Origin of the sequence: Pseudomonas sp. DE0157 (assembly GCF_007678615.1) — a bacterium.
In the GTDB taxonomy this organism is placed as follows: domain Bacteria; phylum Pseudomonadota; class Gammaproteobacteria; order Pseudomonadales; family Pseudomonadaceae; genus Aquipseudomonas; species Aquipseudomonas parafulva_B.
Map to the genome: position 1 here is coordinate 151,349 of NZ_VEJN01000005.1, position 13,770 is coordinate 165,118.

10 protein-coding genes are annotated in these 13,770 nt (G+C 62.6%); all 10 read left to right on the forward strand.

Translation table 11 applies throughout. From position 1 onward, the window contains the following. Positions 1 to 95 precede the first annotated feature (95 nt). The 10 genes from FS777_RS08815 (at position 96) to FS777_RS08860 (ending at position 13,504) form a co-directional block, all read left to right on the forward strand. A complete protein-coding gene (locus FS777_RS08815; protein WP_145255196.1) occupies positions 96 to 1,907 on the forward strand; it encodes a type I secretion system permease/ATPase in 1,812 nt (603 codons plus the stop codon). A 12-nt stretch (positions 1,908 to 1,919) separates the two neighbouring features. Next, positions 1,920 to 3,245 carry an HlyD family type I secretion periplasmic adaptor subunit gene (locus tag FS777_RS08820; RefSeq protein ID WP_145255092.1) on the forward strand — a complete coding sequence of 442 codons (1,326 nt, stop codon included), beginning with the start codon at positions 1,920 to 1,922 and terminating at the stop codon, positions 3,243 to 3,245. Continuing rightward, positions 3,242 to 4,657, forward strand: coding sequence for a TolC family outer membrane protein (locus FS777_RS08825; protein ID WP_027914282.1), 1,416 nt, complete (start codon positions 3,242 to 3,244; stop codon positions 4,655 to 4,657). The genes FS777_RS08820 and FS777_RS08825 overlap by 4 nt, the downstream gene beginning before the upstream one ends. 505 nt (positions 4,658 to 5,162) lie before the next feature. After that, positions 5,163 to 6,194 carry a GDP-mannose 4,6-dehydratase gene (gene gmd / locus FS777_RS08830; protein WP_058605499.1) on the forward strand — a complete coding sequence of 344 codons (1,032 nt, stop codon included), beginning with the start codon at positions 5,163 to 5,165 and terminating at the stop codon, positions 6,192 to 6,194. Further along, a complete protein-coding gene (locus tag FS777_RS08835; protein WP_145255095.1) occupies positions 6,194 to 7,090 on the forward strand; it encodes a GDP-mannose 4,6-dehydratase in 897 nt (298 codons plus the stop codon). Before gmd ends, FS777_RS08835 begins: the two co-directional genes overlap by 1 nt. Continuing rightward, a complete protein-coding gene (locus FS777_RS08840) occupies positions 7,087 to 8,229 on the forward strand; it encodes a glycosyltransferase family 1 protein (protein WP_058638450.1) in 1,143 nt (380 codons plus the stop codon). The genes FS777_RS08835 and FS777_RS08840 overlap by 4 nt, the downstream gene beginning before the upstream one ends. Next, complete coding sequence (locus tag FS777_RS08845) at positions 8,226 to 9,335, forward strand: glycosyltransferase family 4 protein (RefSeq protein WP_058638449.1); 1,110 nt, start codon at positions 8,226 to 8,228, stop codon at positions 9,333 to 9,335. The genes FS777_RS08840 and FS777_RS08845 overlap by 4 nt, the downstream gene beginning before the upstream one ends. 75 nt (positions 9,336 to 9,410) lie before the next feature. Beyond that, entirely contained in the window at positions 9,411 to 10,382 is a 972-nt protein-coding gene (locus tag FS777_RS08850; protein ID WP_058638448.1) for an SDR family oxidoreductase, read from the forward strand. Beyond that, entirely contained in the window at positions 10,379 to 11,383 is a 1,005-nt protein-coding gene (locus FS777_RS08855) for a glycosyltransferase family 4 protein (protein ID WP_078478171.1), read from the forward strand. Before FS777_RS08850 ends, FS777_RS08855 begins: the two co-directional genes overlap by 4 nt. Positions 11,384 to 11,485: 102 nt before the next feature. Further along, the gene (locus tag FS777_RS08860; RefSeq protein WP_078478172.1) at positions 11,486 to 13,504 is read left to right on the forward strand and encodes a nucleoside-diphosphate sugar epimerase/dehydratase; all 2,019 of its coding nucleotides are present in this window, start codon (positions 11,486 to 11,488) and stop codon (positions 13,502 to 13,504) included. Positions 13,505 to 13,770 lie beyond the last annotated feature (266 nt).

The following is a 13,770-nucleotide window of genomic DNA, read 5'->3' on the forward strand; positions in this document are numbered from 1 at the left end:
CTGAACAAAGCGGTTCAAGGAGCAATCTGACACGCTGCCCTCTTTGGTGGGTGTTACACTGCCCGCCGCTTTCGCCACTCCTCAGTACGGACACCATGAGTTATCAATCCGAAAACACTCTGCAAGCCGCCCTCAGAGCCTGCAAAAGCAGCTTCCTTTCGGTGGGCTTTTTCAGCTTCTTTGTCAACGCACTCATGCTGGTGCCCACATTGTTTATGATCCAAGTGTCGGGTCGGGTAGTCCCTTCCAGCAGCTTGTCGACTCTAATCATGCTCACCGTTATCATGACGGTTCTTGTGGTCACCATGGGCGCTCTGGAATGGGTGCGCTCACGGATTATGGTGCGTATTAGCAACCGCTTGGATGTCTTGCTTAGTCGTGATGTTTACCGCGCTAGCTTCAAACGCGCGCTTACAAGTGGCGGTTCGGATGCAACCGCCCAATCTCTGAGCGACCTGACATCCCTCCGTCAATTCTTCACGGGACCAGGGCTGTTTGCGTTCTTCGATGCACCCTGGTTTCCCATCTATACGATAGTGATGTTCGTATTCCACCCGCTGTTCGGATGGATCACCTTAGCATGCGGCCTTGTGCTCACGTGCTTAGCAGTGATCAACCATCGTGTGACGGGTAAGGCACTGGCCAGCGCCAACAAGGAAAACGTCGCCTCGAACGTGATCACTACAAAAACGTTGCGTAACGCAGAAGTCATCGAGTCGATGGGAATGCTGGAAACACTTATGAACCGCTGGGCAAAACGCCAGCGCAACATAATGCTGCTCCAGTCAGATGCTAGCGATAAAGGAGGGATCGTGAGCTCTACCTCCAAAACCTTTCGCATTTGGTCGCAATCCATCATGCTGGCTACGGGTGGCTACCTGGTGATCACGCATCAGGTAAATCCTGGATTGATGATGGCAGGCTCACTGCTCTTAGGTCGTGCTTTGTCGCCCATCGACCAGATGATCAGCAGCTGGAAAGGCTTCGTCGCCGCAAAGGTGCAATACGACCGCCTCAGCAAAGTCATGGATGACCTGAAAAACGAACCTGAGCGCATGCCGCTTCCTGCTCCGGAAGGTCACATCCAGGTCGAAAACCTCATCGTGGCCCCGCCCGGCGCCAAGGCTCCGGTCATCCGCAGCATCAGCTTCGTAGCGCCCGCCGGCTCCATCGTCGGTATCGTCGGCCCAAGTGCGGCCGGTAAATCCACACTGGTGCGTGCCCTGATGGGCATCTGGCCCCCTCAGCACGGTGTAGTTCGCCTCGACGGCGCCGACATCGCCAGCTGGGATAAGCAGGCCTTGGGCCCTTACGTCGGCTACCTGCCGCAAGACATCGAGTTGTTCGAAGGGAGCATCAGCGAAAACATTGCCCGCTTCGACAAAGTCGACCCGGAGAAGGTGGTGGAAGCTGCCCAGATGGCCGGCGTGCACGAGATGATCCTCATGCTGCCCGACGGTTACGACACGGTCATTGGCAGCGATGGCGTCAACCTGTCCGGTGGCCAGCGTCAGCGCATTGGCTTGGCCCGTGCCATTTATGGCAACCCGCGCCTGATCGTGCTGGATGAGCCCAACTCTAATCTCGACGATGTTGGTGAGCGTGCCCTGGGCGTCGCCTTGCAGAAACTCAAGGAAACCGGTGCCACGGTGTTCATCGTGTCCCACCGCCCCAACATCCTTACCCGCCTGGACCGTATCCTGGTCATGGCAGGGGGCACCATCTCGCTGTACGGCGAACGTGATCGCGTCATTGCCGAGCTGGCCGCCCAGCAGGCCAAGGCGCAGCAGCGGGTCGCTCAGCCCGCTGCTGCCCAGCCCCCAGCCGCCCCACCGGCTGCACCTAACGCAGCGCCGCCTGCGGCCCCGGCAGCTTCGCCTGCCGCCACCACCAGCCCCGGCGTTTGAAAGGATTTGTAGATGAGCAGTAAAGCGATTACCGAGTTCGATCACAATTTCGACGACATGCCCACGTCCGACCGCGGCATTCGCCGCATTGGCCTGACTATTGTCTTCGTTACATTCGGCATTTTCGGCAGCTGGGCGGCCTTCGCTCCGCTTAGCAACGCCGTGCACGGTTCCGGTGTGGTCACCGTGCAGAACTACCGCAAGACCGTGCAGCACCTTGAAGGCGGCATCGTAAAGGAACTGCTGGCCCGTGAGGGCGATTTGGTCAAGAAGGGCGACCCGCTGATCGTGCTGGATGAATCCCAGCTTAGCGCTGAATACGAGTCCACCCGTAACCAGCTGATCGTGGCGCGCTATAAAGAGGCACGCTTGCGGGCAGAGCGCGACGGCCTGAACGAAATTCCACCGGTCAAAATGGACGGCACCGACTCTGTCCGTGCTCAGGAGGCCATGGCGGGTGAGTTGCAGGTGTTCAACGCGCGACGCAACTCGTTGCAGGGTGAGATTTCGGTCAACCGTGAGCGCATCCAGCAGATGAAGCAGCAGATCGCCGGCTTGAACGACATGATCGGGACCAAGAGCGGGCTTGAGAAGTCGTACACCGGTGAAATCAAGCAGCTCAAGGAGTTGCTGGCCGAGGGCTTTGTGGACAACCAGCGCCTGCTCGAGCAGGAGCGCAAGCTGGACATGCTCAAGACCGAAGTGGCGGACCACCGCTCCAACATCACCAAGACCAATTTGCAGATCGGTGAGACCGAGTTGCAGATCGTGCAGCTGAAGAAGAAATTCGACTCTGACGTGGCAAACGAGCTTTCGGACGTTCAGGCCCAGGTCTTCGACCTTCAGGAAAAAGAAGCAGCCCTGCGTGACCGCCTGTCGCGTGTGGTGATCCGCGCACCCGAAAGCGGCATGGTACTGGACATGAAAGTGCACACCATTGGCGGTGTGATCAGTGCGGCCACGCCAATCCTGGATATCGTGCCAGCCCAGTCGGAGCTGGTGGTGGAGGCCAAGGTGGCCACCCGGGACATCGACCGCCTGGAATTGGGTAAAACCGCAGACATCCGTTTCACCGCCTTCAACCAGGCCACCACGCCGGTCATCGAGGGCAAGCTGGTGCGCATTTCGGCGGACAGCCTGACCGACGAGCGCAGCGGCGACACCTACTACCTGGTGCGTGTGCAGGTGACTGAAGATGGCATGAAGAAGCTGGGTAACCGCAAACTGCACCCCGGCATGCCAGCCGAAGTGCTAATCAACGCCGGCGACCGCACCATGCTGCAGTACCTGCTCAAACCGGCCCGCAACATGTTCGCCGAATCGCTGATCGAGGAATGATTGTGCTGCGTTTGCTACCTGGAATGCTGATGTGCATGGTCGCCTGCCAGGCGGTGGCCGTGGAAGGGAAGGGCGCGCCAGCTGACGTGCCCAAGGCGGTGTCGGCGTCAACCTACACGCTGGACCTGGCCGGCCTGTACCGTGAGGCCAGGCTGGAAGACCCTCGGGTGCTCGCCGCCTATGCCCGCGCCCGTTCTGCCGAAGCCCAGCAGCGTGAAGCCTTGGGTGGCTTGCTGCCGCAGGTGTCGGCCAACGCCAACACCAGCCGCGTGCTGCGCAAGAACGAGATCGACCGTGACATCTATAACAACGAAAGCTATTCGTTGAGCCTGACCCAGTACCTGTACAACAAGCCGGCCTGGGAGCGGTACCAGAAGTCCAAGAGCGTCAAGGACCAGAAGGGCCAGCAAGCCGAGGACACCCTGGCCGAGGCCACGGTAGACCTGGCCAAGCGCTACTTCGTGGCCCTGGCTGCCGACGACGAACTGGCGCTGGTGCAGGCCGAACGCCGCGCCACGCAAAAAAACCTGGACCGCGTCACCAGCATGTTCGACCGGCAGATGGCCAAGATCACTGACAAGCTGGACATGCAGGCGCGCGTCGACTTCCTGGCCGCCCAGGAAGTGGAAGCCCGCAACCAGGTGCAGGTCAGCCGTGAGGCGCTGGCCGAGATCGTAGGTCGGCCGATCACCGAGCCGCTGAGCCGGGTTCGTAACGATGTGGCGCTGCAGGCGCCCACCCGTCCTTTGCAGGAGTGGTTGACCCAGGCCGTGGAAACCAACCCGCAGCTCAAGGCCTCGCGCAGCGGTGCCGAGGCGGCTATGGCGGCCGTGCGTGAAGGCAAGGGCGAGCACTACCCGCAGCTGTCCCTGAGCCTGAGCGCTCAGCAGAGTGACCAGGGTTACGACAACACCCAGGCGCCGCGCAGCGACAGCTATGTGGCAAGCCTTGGGGTGAAGATCCCGATCTACAGCGGTGGCTCTACCTCGGCCCGGGTACGTGGGTTGTATGACGAGCAGTTGGCGGCCGAAGAACAGCTCGAAGGCATTCGCCGCCAGGTGGTGAAGGAAACCACCACGGCCTTCCTCACGGCCCAGGCGGCGGTGGACAAGATCCGCGCCAACCGCAACGCCTTGTCCTCGGCCCAGCAGTCCAGCGTGGCGGCGCAGAAGGCGTTCAGTTACGGGGTCGTCAACGCGGTGGACGTGCTGACCAGCGTGCAGAACGAGTTCAAGGCGCGTCGTGATTTGCTCAAGACCCAGTACGACTTCATCACCAATCTGTTCCTGCTCAATCGTTGGGCAGGTCAGCTCAACCAGGACAGCGTGGACAACGTGAATGTGTGGCTGAGCCCCGTGCCTGAGCCGACCTTGCCGGGCGGTGACGTGGCGCGGCTGGATGCGCGTCGCTGATTGGACGTGTGGGGTGTAGGGCGGTTGAAAGGCGTCGCTTGGCAGACGCCTGATACTATTCCTAAGAGCCTTACGCATACCCCGTGTGGGAGCGGCCTTGCGCCGCGATGGGCTGCGAAGCGGCCCCGCGATTGCAGCTTCGCAGTAGATATCCCCGGGGCCGCTGCGCGCCCCATCGCGGCGCAAGGCCGCTCCCACACGGGGTATGGCCAGCCTCCCACACGGGCTATGGCCAGCCTTCAGAACTCAGCCAAAATCAGACCATTCCTACAGGCCAATCACTGGCCATTCTCCCCCCTGGAACTTATTCTCCCGCGCCGGTTCCTAACCCCCTCAATAAGGCCTGACCGGCAGCTGGCCGCGCGCCAATACTTTGTGAGTCGAGTACTCCCCCCGACCTATGTATACTGCCGCATGCAAGCGAGTACGCGCGGCTCGGAGCTGCCGCGTCAAGCCCCAATAATCACACATGCCCGCACGGCACTATCGGAGTTGGTTAAGTCGCATGAAAGCAATCGTTACTGGGATCACTGGTCAAGACGGCGCCTACCTGGCGGAACTGCTGCTGGAGAAGGGCTATACGGTCTACGGCACCTACCGTCGTACCAGCTCGGTTAACTTCTGGCGCATCGAGGAGTTGGGTATCCACACCAACCCTAACCTGCACCTGGTCGAGTACGACCTCACTGACCTGTCGGCCAGCATCCGCCTGCTGCAAACCACCGAAGCCACCGAGGTGTACAACCTCGCCGCCCAGAGCTTCGTGGGTGTGTCCTTCGAGCAGCCTTTGACCACCGCCGAAATCACCGGCCTGGGCGCTGTCAACCTGCTCGAAGCCATCCGCATCGTCAACCCGAAGGTCCGCTTCTACCAGGCCTCCACCTCCGAAATGTTCGGCAAGGTGCAGGAAATCCCGCAGGTCGAAACCACCCCGTTCTACCCGCGTAGCCCCTACGGTGTGGCCAAGCTGTACGCCCACTGGATGACCATCAACTACCGCGAGTCGTACAACATCTTCGCCACCAGCGGCATCCTGTTCAACCACGAGTCGCCCCTGCGTGGCCGTGAGTTCGTGACCCGCAAGATCACCGACTCGGTCGCCAAGATCAAGCTGGGCCTGCTGGACAAGCTGGAGCTGGGCAACCTCGACGCCAAGCGCGACTGGGGCTTTGCCAAAGAGTACGTCGAAGGCATGTGGCGCATGCTGCAGGCTGACGAGCCGGACACCTTCGTGCTGGCCACCAACCGCACCGAAACCGTGCGTGACTTCGTCACCATGGCCTTCAAGGCCGCTGGTATCGAGATCAACTGGAGCGGCAAGGAAGAAGCCGAGCAAGGCACCTGCGCTGCAACCGGCAAGGTCCTGGTCGTCATCAACCCCAAATTCTACCGCCCAGCCGAAGTCGAGCTGCTCATCGGCAACCCGGCCAAGGCCAAGCAGGTACTGGGTTGGGAGCCAAAAACCAGCCTCGAAGAGCTGTGCCGCATGATGGTCGAAGCCGACCTGCGTCGTAACGAAAAAGGGTTCTCGTTCTGATGCAAATGGCCAGCAAACGCGCACTCGTCACCGGGATCCATGGTTTCACAGGTCGCTACATGGCGGCCGAATTGCGGGCCAATGGTTATGAAGTGATCGGTACCGGGAGCCAGCCCTCGGCGGCGCCCGACTACCACCAGGTCGATCTGGCCGATGGGCCGGGCCTGCGTGCGTTGCTGGCCGAACTGCAGCCGGATGTGATCGTGCATCTGGCTGCCATTGCGTTTGTCGGGCACGGCGCTGCCGATGCCTTCTATCAGGTCAACCTGATCGGCACGCGCAACCTGCTCGAAGCCATTGCGGCCTGCGGCAAGGCGCCCGAGTGCGTGCTCATTGCCAGCAGTGCCAATGTCTACGGCAATGTTTCCGAAGGGATGCTGGACGAGCAGACCCTGCCTGCACCGGCCAACGACTACGCCGTCAGCAAGCTGGCGATGGAGTACATGGCAAGGCTGTGGTGCGACCGGCTGCCGATCGTCATCACGCGTCCGTTCAACTACACAGGTGTTGGGCAAGCCGAGAACTTCCTGCTGCCCAAGATCGTTTCGCACTTCCAGCGCAAGGCCCCAGCCATCGAGCTGGGCAACCTGGATGTGTGGCGTGACTTCAGCGACGTGCGCGCCGTGGTGCGCGCCTACCGCGGCCTGATCGAGGCGCGGGCAGTGGGCCAGACCGTGAACGTGAGTTCCGGCATTACCCATTCGCTGCGCGAAGTTATTGCCAAGTGCTCGGCCATCACCGGGCACACGCTTGAGGTGCAGGTAAACCCTGCGTTCGTGCGCGCCAACGAGGTCAAGACCTTGTGCGGCGACAACGCCCGCCTGCGGGCATTGGTGCCAGGCTGGCACACGCCTGACCTGGATGAAACGCTGGGTTGGATGCTCGCCGCTCAATGAAGGTCATTCTTTCCGTCGAATCGGTCCGCTTTCCACTGACCGGTATCGGGCGTTACACCTACGAACTGGCCTCGCGGCTGCAGCAGTGCGATGACATCGACGACCTGCGGCTGTTTGCCGGGCGCAGCTTCGTGCCGGAGCTCCTCAAGCCTGCAGACCAGTCCGATGCCGTGCATGGGCTCAAGCGCTTCGTCCAGAAAAACGCCTTGGCTGTCGAAGCCTACCGGCGCCTGATGCCGTTTCTGCGTAAGCGTGCACTGCGTGGGCATGATGACTTCATCTACCACAGCACCAACTTTTACCTGCCGCCCTTCGCAGGCCGGAGCGTCGCCACGTTCCACGACTTGTCGCCGTTCACCTGGGCTCATTGCCACACCCCGCAAATCGCCCGGTACTTGCAAAAGGAGCTCATGCTGACGCTTGAGCGGGCCGATGCGCTGATCACGGTGTCCCATTACATTCGCCAGGAGCTGGCGGATTACTTCAACTGGCCGTTGGACCGCATTCATGCGGTTCCCCTGGCCAGCTCGCCGCAGTTTCACCCCCGCAGCCCGCAGGCGCTCACACAAACGCTGGCGCGTCATGGTCTGGAACCTGGCGGCTACAGCCTGTTCGTGGGCACCATCGAGCCGCGCAAGAACATCGAGAACCTGCTCGACGCTTATGGTCGCCTACCGCTTGCCCTGCGCCAACGCTGGCCGCTGATCCTCACCGGCTACCAAGGCTGGCGCAGCGAGGCCATCCACGCCCGCATCGCCCAGGCGCAGCAGCAGGGCTGGGCCCGCTACCTGGGCTTCGCCCCCAGCGAAGACTTGCCGTTGCTGTTCGCCGGCGCCCGCCTGTTCACCTTCCCGTCGCACTACGAAGGCTTTGGCCTGCCCGTGCTCGAAGCCATGAGCTCCGGCGTGCCGGTGGTGTGCTCCAACAGCTCTTCGCTGCCGGAAGTCGCTGGCAATGCAGCGCTCATGTGCGCGCCCGACGACGTCGATGGCCTGACCGCACTGCTGCAACGCGGCCTGGAAGACGAAGCCTGGCGCGCCACGGCCATCGCCCAGGGCTTGCAGCATGCCGGTGGTTTCTCGTGGGAGCGGTGTGCCCAAGGCACCCTTAAGGTGTATCAAGCGGTCAAGCAACGATGATCAAGGTCCTGCATTTTTTCAAAACCTATTACCCCGATTCCATGGGCGGTATCGAGCAGGTGATTTTCCAGATCGCCGAAGGCACCCAGGCCCACGGTATCGAGCCCGAGGTGCTGTACCTGAGCTCACGCGGCGCTGCCCGCAACGAGCCGGTGGCCAACCACCTCACGCACCGCGCCAAGCTCGACCTGCATGTCGCCTCCACCGGCTTTTCGCTGTCGGCGTTCAAGGACTTTGCCGAACTGGCCCGCAAGGCCGATATCGTGCATTTCCACTTTCCCTGGCCGTACATGGACCTGGTGCACTTCGCTACCCGGCTGAACAAGCCGACCGTAGTCAGCTACCACTCCGACATCGTCAAGCAGAAGTGGCTGCTCAAGCTGTACCAGCCGCTGATGAACCGCTTTTTCTCCAGCGTCGACCGGGTTGTGGCGTCCTCGCCCAACTATGCGGCGCACAGCCCGGTATTGACCCAGTTCAAGGACAAGGTGTCGATCATCCCGTATGGTCTGGACCGGTCCACGTACCCAAAGGCCAGTGCCGAAAAGCTGGCGTACTGGCGGCAACGGTTAGGCGAACGGTTCTTCCTGTTCGTCGGGGCGCTGCGTTATTACAAGGGGCTGGACTACCTGTTGGAGGCCGCACGCATCAGCGGCTTGCCCGTGGTCATCATGGGTGGGGGTTTTCTGGAGCAGCAGCTGCGCCAGCAGGCCAGCGACGCGGGCCTGAGCCAGGTGCAGTTCCTGGGTGGCTTGCCAGACGAAGACAAGGTGGCGCTGCTGGAACTGTGCTATGCCTTTACCTTCCCGTCGCACCTGCGCTCGGAGTCCTTCGGCATCTCGCTGCTGGAAGCGGCCATGTACGGCAAGCCGCTGATCTCCTGCGAAATGGGCTCCGGCACCACCTTCATCAACCTGGCCGACCAGACCGGGCTGGTGGTACCGCCGCGCGACGCACCGGCACTGGCCCAGGCCATGCAGCGGCTGTGGGACGACCCGGCCCAGGCCCAGGCCATGGGTGCCGCCGCCCAGCAGCGCTTCGAGCATGTCTTTACCGCATCGGCCATGGCCAATGCCTACGCCGAGCTTTATCGCGGCCTCTTGTAGCCCGGTCAGTCAGGCACAACGAGGGCGAAGATCGCCGCATGCCGGCCCTGCCGGCGTGAACCGAGAACGGATTTCATGGAACGACGCACACTATTGATCACTGGGGCCTCGGGCTTTGTCGGCAGCGCCCTGTGCCAGCGCCTGGCGACGGTCGAAGGCCTTACGCCGCGCGCCGCCTTGCGCCGCGGAAGCTCATTGCCTTTGGCGGGCATTGACGCGGCCACCGTTGCGGACCTTGGCGCCGATACTGACTGGCAAGCGGCCCTTATCGATGTAGACGTCGTGGTGCACGCGGCGGCGCGCGTGCACGTGATGAAGGAAACCGCCACCGACAGCCTGGCCGAATTTCGCCGTGTGAACGTGCAGGGTACGCTCAACCTGGCCCGCCAGGCGGCGGCTGCGGGCGTGCGCCGTTTCATTTTCATCAGCTCGGTCAAGGTCAATGGCGAAACCAGCCAGCCGGGCCAGCCCCTGCATGCCGACGATACCCCCGCGCCCCAGGACGCCTATGGCGTTTCCAAGCACGAGGCCGAGCAGGGGTTGCAGGCGGTAGCCGCCGAAACGGGCATGGAAGTCGTCGTCATCCGCCCAGTGCTGGTCTACGGCCCAGGCGTCAAGGCCAACTTCCTCAGCATGATGCGCTGGCTGGAGCGCGGCGTGCCCCTGCCGCTGGGGGCGGTACACAACCGTCGCAGCCTGGTCTCGTTGGGTAACCTGGTCGACTTGATCATCACCTGCGTGGATGACCCTGCGGCCGCGGGCCAGACGTTCCTGGCCAGCGATGGCGAGGATGTATCCTTAAGCGAGTTGCTGCGGGCCCTTGGCCATGCGTTAGGCCGTCCCGCCCGCCTGGTGCCGGTGCCAGCCGCGCTGTTGCAAACGGGTGCCGCGCTGCTGGGGCGCCGTGACTTGGCCCAGCGCCTGCTGGGCTCCCTCCAAGTGGACATCACCAAGAACCACCAGCTGCTGGGCTGGCGACCGCCCTACACCCTGGAGCAAGGCCTGGCCGCCACCGCCCGCGCCTTCAAGGAGAACCCCCGCCCATGACCGCCATCCTCATCGTGGCAGGCATCGCCACCTGGCTGATGACGGCCGCACTGCGCCGCTACGCGCTGTCGCGCAGCCTGCTGGACATTCCCAATGCCCGCAGCTCACACACCTTGCCCACACCCCGTGGCGGCGGCGTCGCCTTCGTCGTGGCCTTCATGGCCGGCGTGTTGGTGCTGGGCTGGGCAGGGTATGTGGCGCCGTCGGTGCTGGTGGGCATCCTCGGGGCAGGGGGCCTGGTGGCCGTGATTGGGTTCATGGACGACCACGGGCACATCGCCGCGCGCTGGCGCCTGCTGGGCCACTTTGCCGCAGCCGCCTGGGGGCTGGCCTGGCTGGGTGGCCTGCCGCCAATCAGCGTGTTCGGCTGGCCGTTGCATGCCCTGTGGCTAGCCGCGCCGCTGGGGCTGCTGTACCTGGTCTGGCTGCTGAACCTCTACAACTTCATGGACGGCATCGATGGCATTGCCAGCATCGAAGCCATTTGTGTGTGCCTGGGTGGCACCGTGCTGTTCTGGCTGGCGGGTGCGCCGGGTGCTGCGTGGCTGCCGCTGCTGCTGGCCGCCACCGTCACCGGTTTCCTGATCTGGAACTTCCCGCCGGCGCGTATCTTCATGGGTGATGCCGGCAGCGGTTTTCTCGGCATCGTGCTGGGTTTGCTGGCAATCGTGGCAGGTTGGATAGATCCGCTACTCTTCTGGGGGTGGTTAATACTTCTGGGTGTGTTCGTGGTGGACGCTACCTTCACCTTGGCGCGCCGTTTGCTACGCGGTGAAAGGGTCTACGAAGCACACCGCAGCCATGCCTACCAGTACGCCTCGCGGCGCCACGGTCGCCACCGGCCGGTAAGCCTGGCGGTGGCGGCCATCAACCTGGGCTGGCTGCTGCCCGTCGCGTTGGTCGTGGTGGTGCTCAAACTGGATGGGGCAACCGGAACCTTGGTGGCCTATGCCCCTCTGATACTGTTGGCAATTGCCTACCGGGCAGGGGAGAAGGAATAGCATGCTCCAGCAAGGCAGGCGCAATCAGGGTTGTACAGGGCTGTATGTTCGGCAGTCGCTCTGGTCATTTTCACAATTTGGCGTAGCCATGAGGAAAACCGGATGAGCAACGCAAAGAACGACAGGCTACGGCAGTTTCTGGTCACCCTGTCACGCCGGCAGAAACGCCTCATCCAGGTCTGCACGGACATTGTCCTTATCTGGTTCGCCTTGTGGTTGTCGTTCATCGTGCGGCTGGGCGTGGAGGAAATGTACAACCCCATCGTCGAGCACACCTGGCTGTTCATGGCCGCGCCGTGCGTGGCTATTCCCTTGTTCATCCGCTTTGGCATGTACCGGGCGGTGATGCGCTACTTCGGCAACGATGCGCTGGTGGCGATCATCAAGGCGGTGACCCTGTCTTCGCTCATCCTGGCAGTGGTGGTGTACTGGTACAGCAACCACGAGGCCGTGGTACCGCGCTCGACCATCTTCAACTACTGGTGGTTGAGCATGGTGATCATCGGTGGCTTGCGCCTGATCATGCGCCAGTATTTTCTGGGCGACTGGTTCACCGGCGCCCATCAGATCCCTTTCGCCAACCGCGACGACGGGCAAATCAAGGTAGCTATCTATGGCGCAGGTACCGCCGGCAACCAGTTGCTGGCGGCGCTGCGCATGGGCCGTGTGATGCGCCCGGTGGCCTTCCTCGACGATGACGGCGACCTGGCCAACCGGGTCATTTCCGGGTTGCAGGTGTACAAGCCCAAGCACTTGCAGCAGATGCTCAAGGAAACCGGCGCCCAGGAGGTGTTGCTGGCACTGCCCTCGGCCACCCGCGCGCGGCGCCGGGAAATTCTCGCCCTGCTCGAACCGTACCCGCTGCACGTGCGAAGCGTGCCGGCCTTTGCCGACCTGGCCACTGGCCGGGTGAAGGTGGACGATATCCAGGACGTGGACATTGCCGACTTGCTGGGCCGCGACCCGGTGCCCGCGCAGGAAGGCTTGCTGGAGCGCTGCATTCACAAGCAGGTGGTGCTGGTGACCGGTGCCGGTGGCTCCATTGGCGCCGAGCTGTGCCGGCAGATCATCGGCCTTGGGCCCAAGACCTTGCTGCTGCTGGACCATGCCGAGTTCAACCTGTACAGCATTCTCAGCGAGCTGGAGCAGCGCGTGGCCCGGGAGTCGCTGTCGGTGCAGCTGCTGCCGATCCTGGGCTCGGTGCGCAACCAGCAGCATCTAGTCGATGTGATGAGCACCTGGCGTGTGGATACCGTCTACCATGCCGCCGCCTACAAGCATGTGCCCATGGTCGAGCACAACATCGCCGAAGGCATTCTCAACAACGTCTACGGCACTTTGTGCACGGCCCAGGCGGCGTTGCAGACCGGGGTGGCCAACTTCGTGCTTATCTCCACCGACAAGGCCGTGCGCCCGACCAATGTAATGGGCAGCACCAAGCGTTTGTCCGAGTTGATCCTGCAGGCGCTTAGCCGGGAAGCGGCGCCGGTGCTGTATGGCGATTGCAACAAGATCGCGCGGGTGAACAAGACCCGCTTCACCATGGTGCGTTTCGGCAATGTGCTGGGCTCGTCCGGTTCGGTGATCCCGTTGTTCCACCAGCAGATCAAGACGGGTGGCCCGCTGACCGTTACCCACCCGAAGATCACGCGTTACTTCATGACCATCCCGGAGGCGGCGCAACTGGTGGTGCAGGCCGGGGCCATGGGGCAGGGTGGGGATGTGTTCGTGCTGGACATGGGCGAGCCGGTGCGCATCGTCGAGCTGGCGGAGAAGATGATTCACCTCTCGGGCTTGAGCGTGCGCAGCTCCTCCAACCCCCAGGGCGACATCGCCATCGAATTTACGGGGTTGCGGCCGGGTGAGAAGTTGTACGAGGAGCTGCTGATCGGCGACGACGTATCGCCCACCGCGCACCCGATGATCATGGCGGCCAATGAGGACTATCTGGCGTGGGAGCGGTTGCGCGAAGGGCTGACGCTGTTGTTGGCGGCGGTGGCCGAAGACGACTTCACCCGCGTGCGGCAGTTGCTGCGCGAGATGGTGAACGGCTATTCGCCCCAGGGCGATATCGTGGACTGGGTTTACTTGCAGCGTCGCCAGGGGCCGGTGGAGCGGTAAGTGCTTGGCCTGCCTATTGGGTTTGGCGCTCGAGGGGGTGGTCGTGCCTTTGCAGCCATCGCTATTGATGTGCGGACTGATACCCTGGGGCCGCTTTGCGGCCCATCGCGGCGCGAGGCCGCTCCCACAGGTGCGATTAGGCCTGTGCTTCACGCCGTGTTATCGCCTGCCTAGCACCGCATTTGAAAGCTCCCACCTCCCCGGGTGGGAGCGGCCTCGTGCCGCGATGGGCCGCAAAGCGGCCCCAAGATCTAAAGCGCGCCACC